Source organism: Mucilaginibacter xinganensis (assembly GCF_002257585.1).
GTDB lineage: Bacteria > Bacteroidota > Bacteroidia > Sphingobacteriales > Sphingobacteriaceae > Mucilaginibacter > Mucilaginibacter xinganensis.
The window spans coordinates 2,347,726-2,360,009 of sequence record NZ_CP022743.1 but is presented as its reverse complement, the minus strand read 5'-3'; the positions used below and the strand labels follow the sequence as shown (position 1 = coordinate 2,360,009).

At 40.7% G+C, this 12,284-nt stretch carries 7 protein-coding genes; all 7 read right to left on the bottom strand.

Annotation, left to right across the window (positions count from 1 at the left end; all coding sequences use genetic code 11):
• Nucleotides 1-34: 34 nt before the first annotated feature.
• The 7 genes from MuYL_RS10225 to MuYL_RS10195 all read right to left on the bottom strand — a co-directional run bounded on the left by MuYL_RS10225 (nucleotide 35) and on the right by MuYL_RS10195 (nucleotide 12,277).
• Nucleotides 35-1,420: a RagB/SusD family nutrient uptake outer membrane protein gene (locus MuYL_RS10225; protein WP_094570470.1), complete on the bottom strand. Its 1,386-nt coding sequence runs from the start codon at nucleotides 1,418-1,420 to the stop codon at nucleotides 35-37.
• A gap of 16 nt (nucleotides 1,421-1,436) precedes the next feature.
• Complete coding sequence (locus MuYL_RS10220; RefSeq protein WP_094570469.1) at nucleotides 1,437-4,526, bottom strand: SusC/RagA family TonB-linked outer membrane protein; 3,090 nt, start codon at nucleotides 4,524-4,526, stop codon at nucleotides 1,437-1,439.
• A 312-nt stretch (nucleotides 4,527-4,838) separates the two neighbouring features.
• Nucleotides 4,839-6,512 (bottom strand): MutS-related protein, encoded by a 1,674-nt coding sequence (locus MuYL_RS10215; protein WP_094570468.1) that lies wholly within the window; start codon nucleotides 6,510-6,512, stop codon nucleotides 4,839-4,841.
• Nucleotides 6,513-6,579: 67 nt separating this feature from the next.
• Nucleotides 6,580-10,221, bottom strand: a complete 3,642-nt coding sequence (locus MuYL_RS10210) for a hypothetical protein (RefSeq protein WP_094570467.1) — start codon at nucleotides 10,219-10,221, stop codon at nucleotides 6,580-6,582.
• A 20-nt stretch (nucleotides 10,222-10,241) separates the two neighbouring features.
• Nucleotides 10,242-11,129, bottom strand: coding sequence for an ABC transporter ATP-binding protein (locus MuYL_RS10205; protein ID WP_094570466.1), 888 nt, complete (start codon nucleotides 11,127-11,129; stop codon nucleotides 10,242-10,244).
• Nucleotides 11,130-11,148: 19 nt separating this feature from the next.
• On the bottom strand, nucleotides 11,149-11,886 hold the full coding sequence (locus MuYL_RS10200; protein WP_094570465.1) for a hypothetical protein: 738 nt from the start codon (nucleotides 11,884-11,886) through the stop codon (nucleotides 11,149-11,151).
• Nucleotides 11,873-12,277 (bottom strand): GntR family transcriptional regulator, encoded by a 405-nt coding sequence (locus tag MuYL_RS10195; RefSeq protein ID WP_094572908.1) that lies wholly within the window; start codon nucleotides 12,275-12,277, stop codon nucleotides 11,873-11,875. Before MuYL_RS10195 ends, MuYL_RS10200 begins: the two co-directional genes overlap by 14 nt.
• Nucleotides 12,278-12,284 lie beyond the last annotated feature (7 nt).

Sequence of the window (12,284 nt, the reverse complement as noted above, 5' to 3'; positions counted from 1 at the left end):
TAAGACCCCGCTTATTCTTATTTAAAGTATAACATTAATTACCGTAACCCGGGTTTTGAACCAACTTTGAGTTAGCGTTTATTTCCTGCTTTGGTATTGGAAAAACCAACTTATCTGAGTTAAAAGGAAGCGCGCCTATCTTTTGTGCTGTCCTTTTTCCATCATGGAAGAAGAAGCCGCCTTCAAAGTAAAGTTCATGCACTCTTTCAGTTAATATCTGGTCAATGGTTACCGTGAGTAAAGGGCTTAATTTAGCACGGGTCCTTATAACATTTATATCATTTAACGGTGTATCTCCGGTTGCTGTTGAAAGCCGAAGATTAGCTTCCGCCCTGATCAGGTAAAGCTCGGCAAGCCTTATCACATGCACGTTACCGTCAAGGTTATCAAATTTATGGTTTCTTAAAGTAGTGGTATTATCAGCCGGATCATCGTATTGAATTAAGTTTGCACGATCGTCGCCAGCCTCAAAATCACCTAAGAAACTATCGTTAACATGGATATCTCCCCGCCCGCCATAAGTTTTTGAGGCGTAATAAGTATTTAAAGCATTTACACCCTGCTGATCCGTAACCTGGATGGCAAATATATCTTCGGCAGTGTTGTCAATATGAACAGCAGTTTGGTTTGGAAAGGGGAACTCGTCAGCATAGTTCTTATTCAATGTAAACTGCCCTGATTCAATTACCGTTGTTGCTTCGGCGGCAGCTTCAACATAATTTCCCTGCTGCAGGTATAAACGCGCCAATATGGCCGCAGCCGAATATTTGTTGGCAAAGTAGCTGTTTGATTCCGGCAGCTTGGTTTCCGCTGTTTTGAGGTCCGTTATAGCCTGTTGATATACCTGCGAAACAGTTGAGCGTGTTACATATGACGACTGGCTGATGACTGTGGTTGGTGTTAAAACTATTGGTACGGCAAGGTTTGTTGCCGGATCGCCATCATTCCAGGCTTTTCCAAAAATTCTCGCCATATCAAAATAAACCAGTCCCCGTAAGAAACTCGCTTCCCCCTCCGTACGATCTTTATTGTCTGCGGCCACTTTATCCAAATTTGCCAATACGTTATTGGCCTGGTTGATAACCTCGTATGCGTCCAGCCAGGTACTGTTTACAAAACTATTGTCAACAGGTATAGCCTGGTTGGTCATTTGCGTTAGCCCCTGGTAGGTTCCGTGCCAGCTAAAAACGGTTTGAGTAGCCATTAAATCAGGATATAAGAATACACCGCCACCGTAAAGGTCAGATAGTCCCATCCGGTTATAGGCTCCCACAAGCGTACTTTGTACATCCTGCGCGGTTAGTATAGCCTGGCTTTGTTCTATTGATTGATGAGGCTTCAGATCGAGCTGCTTATTACATGCTGCCAATAACAACAGGGTACTTATAGCTCCTATGTATATATGATTAAGTTTTCTCATTGTCTTACTATTTAAATTATAATCCAACATTTACACCAAAAGTAATAGTACGGGGTTGCGGTGCTGAATAAAAATCATTACCCAAATTAATGTTGCTCGCAAGGAAATCCGCATTCACTTCAGGATCCCATCCTGCATACTTAGTTATCAAAAACAAGTTATAGGCATTTACAAAAACCCTTAATTTATCGATTTTGATTTTTTTAAGCATATCCGGCGGAAAAGTATAGCCTAACGTTACTGTTTTTAAACGCACGTATGACCCACTGGAAAGGTACCGGCTGGATGGGTCGGTTCCGTTTGCATAAAACTCGCGTGGCTCAGGGACATTGGTAATATCCCCCGGCTTATCCCAGTATTTAAGCTGATCAATGGTTTGGTTATCCAGGCCATTACTTGCTGATGAGCTCATATATTGCCCACCGCCATTATATATTTTATTTCCGAAAGAACCGTAAATAGTAAATGAAAGATCAACTCCTTTAAAAGAGAAGCTATTGGTTAAACCACCTGTATATTTCGGCGTCGGGTTACCTAAAGGGACACTTGTTGCCTGGTTAGGGTCGTTTGTTGTACTTCTGTCAATTGTTCCGTCGGCCTTCTTCGCGTTTTTGTAATAAATAGCATCCCCATTTGCCGGATCAACCCCTGCGTACTCACGTCCATAAAAAACGCCTATCGGCTGGCCTTCAATAACGCGGTTCAGATCGGCACCATCGTCAATAATCTGGCCGTTGGTATAGGTCACCTTATTTACGTTATAGGAAACGTTAAAACTCGTATTCCATCTAAACTTCCCAACAAAATTATCTGACGACAATGTTAGTTCCAGGCCCTGGTTATATAATTTACCCAGATTTTGGGTTTGAAAAGCGATACCCAAAGTTTGAGGGACATTAACATTTAAAAGCAGGTCGCGGGTGTTTTTGCGATAATAATCAAACCCGCCTGAAAACCTATTATTGAAAAAGCCGAAATCAAGTCCTAGGTCAAACTGAAGTGTCTTCTCCCATTTCAGATTAGGATTTGCCAGTTGTGTAAAACGCTGACCGGGCGTACCATTGTAACCCGCATCCCCTGAAAATAGTCCCAGTGATGAATAATCTCCTATTTCACCGTTCCCGGTTAAACCATAACTGGCCCTTAACTTCAATTCACTTAAAGGCTGCCAGTTTTTCAGAAAATTTTCCTGGCTCAATACCCATCCAACAGACGCCGACGGGAACGTGCCGTATCTATTGTTGGCACCAAATCTGGAAGAAGCGTCCTCACGAACACTTGCAGAGAGCAGATATTTGCTTTTGTAAGCATAATTTGCCCTCGCGAAATAGCCAACAAAATTATATTCAGACTGGCTTGAAGACCCGGCTGATTTAACCGCTGCCGAGGAGATCTGCTTATAGGCGTCCGAGGGAAATTGTTTTCCCTGGATATCGTTACCAAGCATATGGCTGTATTCATAACTGGTACCCGCTGTTATATCAAGCGAATGATCCTGCGAAAAAACATTCTTGTAAGTAATGAAATTATTTACCGTGTAGTGCACAATACTCTGATTGGTATTTTGACCAAATCCATTAGGTGTGCCGGTATTAGCCGCCGTTAAGCTATTATAATAGCTGTCTTCATTCTGGTTCGTTTGGTCAACACCAAATTCCGACCGGAATGTTAAATGTTTTACTATCTCCCAATTTGCATAAACATTACCAAGGGTGCGGTAAACGTTGGTATGAAAATATGCGTTCTGCACATTAATAAGTGCGTTATAATATAAAGGGTAATCGCCATTGTGATCTCCGGGAGGCGTACCGCTCAGCAAACCTGTACGCGGGTCAATTACCGGCGTTATGGGCGAGAGTGCAACAATTTGCAGCGGGGTTGAAAACTGATCATCATTGCTTAACCTTTGATTATAGCTATGGGTAAAGTTAAGGTTCATCCCAACGCTGAAGTTAGAGAATATTTTGGTGTCGATATTTAGCCTTCCGCTGTAACGCTTTAATGAATTACCCTTAAGTATGCCTTTTTGATCCAGCGCCTGCATCCCAATAAAATAGGTGGTCTTTTCGCTCCCTCCTGAAAAGTTCAGATCGTACTGCTGCATTGGCGCGCTTTGAAATGCTTGCTTTTCCCAATCCGTATTGGTACTGTTCCATTTGGTATTCCCCGCAGCTAAACCCGTAAAAGTATTATCCAGGTTTTCATAATCCAGCGCGTCCTGAAGCGTTTCAAAATACCCGTTTAAAACATCCTGTTTTGCCGCTCCAACAACCGACCGCTGTTCTATCTGAAGCCATTGATCGCTATTTAAAAATTTGCGGTGCCGGGAGGGTACGCTTGAACCGTATTGCGCGTTGAAATTGATTTTTGCAGTACCTGCCTTACCCTTTTTTGTTGTTATCAGGATAACACCATTGGATGCGCGTGCACCGTATATTGCTGATGCTGCCGCATCCTTCAATACCTGATACGATTCAATATCGTTAAAATTGATGTCGGCAAGTGGGTTTGACGTCGCCCCGTTACTTGACAGATCGGTTTGATTAACAATAATACCGTCAATAACCACCAACGGTTGCGTTCCTGCCGAAATTGATGACTGCCCCCTAACGCTGATCTTTATACCCTGCCCAAGTTTACCACCCTCGGCCTGGATATTAACTCCTGCCGTTTTGCCCTGTATGGCCTGCTCAAATGTGGTTACGGGCGTTTCGGCAACATCCTTGCCCGAGACAGACGCTATTGAACCAGTAAGGCTACCTCTTTTTTGTGTACCGTAACCCACCACTACCACCTCCGTGAGCTGCTTGGGATCGGCCTCCATTTGAACGTCTAAAACTGCCCCGCTAACCGGTAAAATTGCTTCCTTGTAACCAATATATTTAAACGAAAGTGATTTTATACCATCTGGTATTGTCAGGGTGTATAAGCCGTTCAAATCTGTTTGGGTGCCGGTTGACGCGGCACCTTTTGCCATCACCGTTACCCCGGGCAACGGCAATCCATCTTTTTGATCAGTTACTTTACCTTTTATCACCCGGTTTTGAGCAAAAGCAGATGAAAAACAGAAAAGCAAAAGAAAAAAGGAGAGTAAATTTTTCTTCATATATAGTTAATTATTGTTTTTAATAGTTAAGATTTTCTAATTTATCAATAAAACAACTTTTATACAATAAAAAATGTAAATTTTTTTATCAATCATTAAAAAAACATCACCCCCAAAACAATTCACATATATGATACCATATTAGAAAGTCGAAAGATTGCTTATTAATCACCTTAGCAAACGATAAATGTCTATTGTAGGGCCATAATCAAATATGAAAGAAAGTCAAATAAAAAAGAACGATGACAAATTAGTGTTCATAAGAACTTTATCGTGGCATATTGATGCCCGGAAGGGTAAGTTAATGGCAATTTAAAGGTCGTATTTTTCTCTCAATCGTTTACTTGCGCTAACAGCTGCATTAATAATTGATTGAGGATAACCCAGGCGGCTCAAAACGTTTATTCCGTTTTTATTTTTAAGTACGCCCTCTTTTATTTTGTAATCAAATACCAAACCGCTGTCATTAATCAGCTCCTCAAATGAATATACAGCATTATTGTCACCCAACAGTTCAGCCAGTTCCAGATCGTGGGTTGATACAAAAACAAAATTTCCATTTTCAATAAGGTGAGTTAAAACAGACATTGCAGCAGCAATTCTTTCTATAGTGTTCGTTCCGCGAAAGATTTCGTCAATTATTACGAGGCTTTTTATCTTTTCATTTAACGAGCTGGTATTGATGATATTTAATACAGATAAAGCTTCGGCCTGGAAATAGCTTTTGTGTTCATCCATGTCATCATTCATATGGATGCTGGTCTGTATTTTTAATATGGGGGCCTGGTAACTCCTGGCGCAACAGGTATTAATTGTTTGGCCCATTAGGGTATTTAAGGCGACTGCCCGGATAAAAGTTGTTTTTCCTGACATATTTGAACCGGTCACCAATATCACCTTGTCATTACTCCCCCTTATTGAATTGGCTACGCAGTCGTTAATTAAAGGATGATACAAATCTTCAATCATAAATGCTGATGAGGGGCCGTCAAAGGCGGGCGTACAATAATAAGGAAGTCCGTCCCGTACTGATTGGATGGAGATACAAACATCAACCTCTGCCACTGCAACATACAAAACCTTAATATTATCCAAATATTTATTGACTTTTGCTATTGATGAAACAAAAATTATAGGCTCAATAAGAAACAACATTTTGAACCATTCATTTAATACATAAGTTACATCTGTAGGATCGTTCACCATCCCATTTTGTGCATTGATCAATACAAGCGATCTTTTAAGTTTGGAAACCTTTTTGAGGCTTTCAGTTAAAGCTTCATCTGCGCTCAAAACACTTTCATCAATCAACCATCGGGTTACCCTGATCAATTTAAGTAATTGAGGTAATGAGTGCGTATATTTTAAAATATTCCTTTTGTTAAAAAAATGAATGGCAGCATTGGACAGTAATAAAGCCAATAACCATAAAAAAAACACCTGGCTACCTGTTATGCTTAACGCTACAATGGAAGTAATAACCAATATGGGTGAAATCTTTATATAAATTTCAACCAGCGGATTAAAGAGCGAACGATGTTTTTTTGAGAAAAGTTCCGGAAGGTAATAGGCATCGTCGTTATTGAGTTCCGACAGCTTAAGTTCTATTTGTTCTCTCCTGTCCTTATCTATATTTAATCCTGCAATTCGCGACTCAATACTATTAGAACTATCCGCAGAAGTGTCGCAGCAATGAAGCTTTTTATATAAAAACTGCTGCCCAGGCCTGGAGTTCGTCCTGTCAATGAAGCTGAACACGCTGTCAATATCCAAATCTGCGGCGGTAGCCGCAGAAATATTTGCTTCCGCCCCGTATGCAAACAGGTAACTGCCAATAAGTTTAATATTTCTGTAGGCTTCAATGGGTTTACCCCACCGCTCCCTGATATTCTTCAGTTTTTTCCGGGTCAATAATTTCGACCTGAAATGCCCGCCAAGCAGCACTATTAAACCTATAAGCAGTCCTCCGATAAGCCAGTAAATCATCCCTAAAAATAGTTTTATAAACTTACCGGCGCATAATTTTAAAGGTTAATTGCCCGTAAATTTCATGTTACAGGTCTTTTAAATTATCATTTGGCATCTTATCTACAAGTTTGCCATATGGATCAATGCCAACGCTTACCGGTTTTCCGTTAACAATAATTTCAATAGTATGCTTGCCGCCGGTTAGCTTCTGCTTTTTAAGATAAAGCGGGTTCACCTGCGACCGTCCTTCTTTATCTTTGGTTTGCGCAGCAAAAACTGCAACATCAACGTAGTCATTCATTGGTGCAGCTGCATAATTTCCTTTGCCTGTTATATATGATTTACCGGTACTTAAATTTAAAGTGACCTTGTATTTGTTATTACCAATAGCTACTGCTTTCACACTATTTACTTTATTATCGTAAAACGTTATCTTCTCCCAGGTATCAGTTAAGTAGTACTTTAACGAATCAGGGGTATATTTTTTCAGGTAACGGTACAGGTCATTACTTCCCGCGTACGGTGGCTCCTTTTTAAAAGCATACTCCTTTTTAAACTCCCGTAAGGCTGTATTCATATTGTCGTCTCCAATCAGGTCCCGCAAACCATATAAAACCGTACCTGCTTTGTTTTCCCATTCAAACCATGCGTTGGCCTTTAATATAGGATGTTCGGCCTCTTCGCTCCTGCCATGCAGGTACAGGTATCCCCACATTTGGTCAACCAGTAAGCCGCGCATGTTATTTTTACCATACCGTTTTTCGGCCATTACATAGGAATCATACTTAGCAAGTCCTTCGGGGATTACCAGGGAACCTACGGTATTATTAGGTGCCACCTGGAAGCGCCACCATTGCTGGGCCAGCTGCTGCGTTGCCATATAATAGCAGTAATCTAATTGGTCAGCTTTATTAAAATCGGCATTCCAGCCAAGTTTTTCTTTATAAGTATTAAGCGTTGTAGCTGATGACGATCCCGGGCCGTAAGCGCTTGTTTCGGCCAGGCTCAGATCCTTAAAAGGATAGTTACCGTAAACACTTGAATAATAGTTTAACCCATCTTTAAAAGCGTTCATAAAACGATTAATGTTTGTTTTATGTTCAGGATGGTAATAGATGTTCACATTAACACTTTTCCCGCTATCAATTTTAACATCGCTGTGTAACACCGCATACCTTGCGCTGATAAAGCCGAAGGGCGGGTACATTCCTGGCTGATTCTGTACATAATGAAAATAGTTACGCCCGTTTGAGGTCCATTTTTTCTGAAGCGCCCCCGGTGCAATAGCTATTTGATCGCCCGAAGTGCTGACGGTAAGATACATTTTGGCTAACATGGCGGGGTTACCCGCTTTGAGCCTGTTTATTCCTTCAGGATCATTTTGGGCGACTTCTTCTTCCATTTTGGGCGGAAGATGATTTTGCTTACGTTCATAAGGACTGCTTAGTTCATCATCATCGTCATAACCTAAACCAGGCAATCCGCCCTTATAAAAGGTACCATTACGAAGGATATTGGGGCTGAAAAGATCGTTACCAAAACCATTATAAAATGTAGCGGAATTAATTTCGACAACTATCGAATCCCCCGGCGCCAAAGCTTTGCTAAATTGATAAAGCCGGAAGTCGGAAGTATCGTGCTCTGGCCTGAAAAAATTGAGTTTGTCTCTTGAATAAATTAGCGGAGATGTGAATGGAATTTCCTTCCCTTCTGCTTTTAAATTATATTCTGTTACGCCATCAGCATCCAGCAGCATTTTGCTAATGGGTTTACCTGTTTTGTTAACCAAAGTAATAAACCCATGTGTCTGCGCCCGCTGCTCATCAGGAAAAAGATCAACGGCCAGCGTCATAGCGCTTACTTTTGGTAGAGGAAGTTTGTCATAAGGCTTTAAAGTTCTTTCATAAAGCACGGCACGTTTATTATTTTCTGAATTTGTGAGGTAACTGTTTAAATAACTCACATTATAATAAATAAAGGAACCCATTACTAAAAAGCAAACCAACAAAACACCCGATATTATCCGGGTTCTGTTATCGAACCTTTCCTTAACAAGCTGCCACCTTTCTTTAAAAGTTGATGAGATGCCCCGGTAATAAAACAGTGCCGCTATTATTATGAATATGCCTGCTGTGAGCAACCAATATAAATTAAACCATGCTACCGGGCCTGCCATATGGCCAATACCATCCATATCCGATATTTCATAATAAGGGGTGTATGAATATAAAAGCGGCCTGTAATTAAATATTGAAGTAATGTTCATAAAAAACATAACCACCCATATGGCTATCCCGATGCCATGCGCAGCAAACTTATTATTAACCACAACGTGTATCAGATAAGCAAAAACTACCATCTCCAAAAACCTGGGGAGCACAAGTGTAAACACCGTCATTAAATAAACGGGCAGGTTAAGCGCGGTGTAGCCCTTCATCAACTGAACTATTATTCCCAATATCATTGGTATTAGCGAAAGGCCGAGCCCAAGTACCAGCAGGCTCATCAGCTTTGATCCGTTTAAAACCCAATTTGGCGCCGGTAACGAATCATTGATAAAAGCATAGCGGGTAATGCGGTCACGGTGAACAGTTTCGCCGGTATAGAATATAATAATAAAGAAAATAAAAAACAGGAATACCTCGTTAAAGATTGCAATTAAAGAAACAGTACGCGGAAAATCAGGGACGCCATAATTATTGCCATTCCCCATATAAAATGCAAATCCTAAAAAGAATAACCCACACGACATAATGATCCAGAAATAATTATCCCGGATGATGTTCAGCAATTCAGTCCTCGTTAAACTCAAAAGAGTTTTGATGTTATATGACCCGGCGAAGCTTACTGCTACCTGCGGCCGTACCGCGTTACGATTTATTTTCAACTCATCTTTAACATTACGCTTATCACGCTTGCCGCTAAAAAAGTCTTCAAAGTTAAACCTGATATAAGTGAATAATAAAACAGCTATTCCTAATAAAGGCCATATTATCCTGTTTAGTAATAGCGATCCGCTAAAAGACATCATGGTAACATTCTTCGCTTCATCGGTCACATCCATAAACTGCATCCTAATTCCGCTAAATGCGAAGGGATCGGCCAGGTTAATTACATCATGGTTGTTGGTATGCGCCAAAAAGAAGGTTGAGATCAGGTAACCTAAAAATAAGATGATGCCGCTGCTGTAAATAACCTTTATATTGCGGGTTATAGCAACCAAACCATAAAATATAGAAGAGGTAAAAACAAGGTTGGGAACACCGATCAGCAAAAATGGCTGCAGGTAATACTTCAAATTATTAGGGCCGTACCTGGCCGCAATGTTAAAGCCCATAAGCGGCCCCAACTTTGTACCCGCATAGGCTCCAAGCATCACCGCGCTGCCTATGATCAGCACAAATAACAATGAGCTAAAATACCGCCCCCAAAAGTATCCGAATTTGGTTATTGGATAAGTAAGATAATAATCTTTGGTATTATACTCAATATCCTTATAAAGCGGCATCCCCATTATTGCGGATGTAACCAGCATCATAATAATTGAAATCCAGCCCATAACAAAAGCAAGAAGCCGGGGGCTGTTAATGTGCTCTTTTTCGCCTACCGGCAATGCACCTGCGGTAAAAGTGAACAGCATAAAGAGAAATGCAGCCGCGAAATAAACATAAACCGCGGGCCTTCTGAGCTTGTTTTGAAGCTCGAAAATGAAAATTTTCCAGAACATGACAGGTTGATTTATAAGGTTTAAATAGTGGTTACATCTACGCGGGTGGCAATATTGCTAAAGTATACGTCCTCCAGGTTTGGAACGGCCGGTATAAAACCACGACCGGGGTCAGTGTCCTGCAAAATACGGATATGCAGTTTGCCTGTTTTTAACTGGGTAGATATTACTGTAAAATCATCCTGGTAGAAACTTAACTCCGAGTTGTTGATAGCTTTGGTAAATATTTTACCTTCCATTTCGTTAACAGCGTTATCCGGTTGCCCTGCATATAACACCTCGCCCTGGCAAATAATTGCAAAATTTGAACATAGGGTGCTTACATCTTCAACAATATGGGTAGATAAGATTACGATCGTATTTTCTCCCAACTGGCTAAGCAGGTTATAAAACCGGTTCCTTTCCGCCGGATCAAGACCCGCGGTGGGTTCATCAACAATTATCAATTTAGGGTTACCAATTAACGCCTGGGCTATTCCAAAGCGTTGTTTCATACCGCCTGAATATGTGCCTAAATTTTTCTTCCTGTCTTTACTCAAATTTACATTTTCAAGTAAAGCGGAGACCAGTTCTTTTCGTTCCGCAGCGTTGCCAACACCTTTAAGCTGCGCAATATGATCCAGCATCCGCTCGGCAGAGATCTTGGGATATACACCAAACTCCTGGGGTAAATATCCAAGCAATTGCCTTACCCGGGTTTTGTTATTTAATACATCCAGGTCGTCTAAAAAAATGCTGCCGGCATCTGCTTCCTGTAATGTAGCTATAGTGCGCATCAGAGATGATTTACCGGCACCATTAGGGCCAAGCAAACCAAACATGCCGTTATTTAAGGTTAACGAAACATCCTTTATGGCTTTCACCCCATTGGCGTAGGTTTTTGAAAGTGAATTTATTTGTAATTTCATATCTGCTAAAGTTTAAGTACTATTTTTTTATTATTTGTTTTTTAAGCGCTCCGGTTATTATTAGTTTGGCGCTGTCCGCCAGTTGGTATTTTAGGTTAGGAATAGATGCCTCATGCAGGAAAAGCTGGCTTTTATTAAGTATGTGCAAATCAGCATCCTGAAATTCATTATTCTTTAAAATAACCATGTTTGATCCGCTCCCCTCTTCCAGACCTATTACGGCTTTTAATCCCTTAATTTTGTTATTCTGCAAAATGACAGAACCCGCATGTTTTTCTGTAATCAGCAAACTATCGAGCGTAAACCCTCTAATTATACTTGGGCGCCATTTAAAATCAGCGCTTGCAATAGTGTCTATAACTAATTGATCACCAGACATATACCTCGAATCAACAGCAATACTTGCAAGACTAGGGCATGATATAATGAGCACATATTCGGCACGGCTATTTTGATAGTTTCCGGGAAATGCAGTCTCGATGTGAAGTGTTTGGTCGCGCTGACTTACCTTAACAAATTGATCTGCTGTAGGCTCAATTCGCACACTAAAAGGCCCCTGCTCCACTATAATATTTGAAGCGGTGCACGAGCCAAGATTGATTGACTTAAAATCTTTAAAATTTAAGGCAACAAAATCTCTGAACTGATCCTTATAAGTTCCGCTCATATATGATGCTTTAAGCATCAGGTCGTAATATACCAGGGATACTAATACCAATAAAATAGCTGCTATGGTGAGTTTATTACTTGTTTTCATTATCCTTTTTATCTGGGGTTGATGAGTAATGAGTCGATTTAAAACTTTCATACCTTTCCTGAATCTCTTTGGCAGAAATACCTAACAGGTACATATTTTTGAACAGTTCGGGCAGTTTTTGCTGCAGGAAATTCTCTTTGCGCAGCCTTTTTACCGTTTCGTAACCATTGGGGCCTACAAATAAGCCCAGCCCTCTTTTATTGTAAACCACTTCCTGTTTCTGCAAAAACTCATACGACCGCATTACCGTATTCGGGTTTACTTCAAGCTCAATAGCCAGTTCCCTAACTGATGGGATTTTTTGCTCGGGCGGCCACTTATCCAGTAATATATTATCGCACACATAGGCTGCTATTTGCAGGTATATGGCTTCGTTATCTTTAAATTCCATAATCAGC

Bases quoted from the DNA above. Each gene is read 5' to 3' on its own strand.
- MuYL_RS10195 (WP_094572908.1), bottom strand. From the start codon at position 12,277: ATGGAATTTAAAGATAACGAAGCCATATACCTGCAAATAGCAGCCTAT.
- MuYL_RS10200 (WP_094570465.1), bottom strand. From the start codon at position 11,886: ATGAAAACAAGTAATAAACTCACCATAGCAGCTATTTTATTGGTATTA.
- MuYL_RS10225 (WP_094570470.1), bottom strand. From the start codon at position 1,420: ATGAGAAAACTTAATCATATATACATAGGAGCTATAAGTACCCTGTTG.
- MuYL_RS10210 (WP_094570467.1), bottom strand. From the start codon at position 10,221: ATGTTCTGGAAAATTTTCATTTTCGAGCTTCAAAACAAGCTCAGAAGG.
- MuYL_RS10220 (WP_094570469.1), bottom strand. From the start codon at position 4,526: ATGAAGAAAAATTTACTCTCCTTTTTTCTTTTGCTTTTCTGTTTTTCA.
- MuYL_RS10205 (WP_094570466.1), bottom strand. From the start codon at position 11,129: ATGAAATTACAAATAAATTCACTTTCAAAAACCTACGCCAATGGGGTG.
- MuYL_RS10215 (WP_094570468.1), bottom strand. From the start codon at position 6,512: ATGATTTACTGGCTTATCGGAGGACTGCTTATAGGTTTAATAGTGCTG.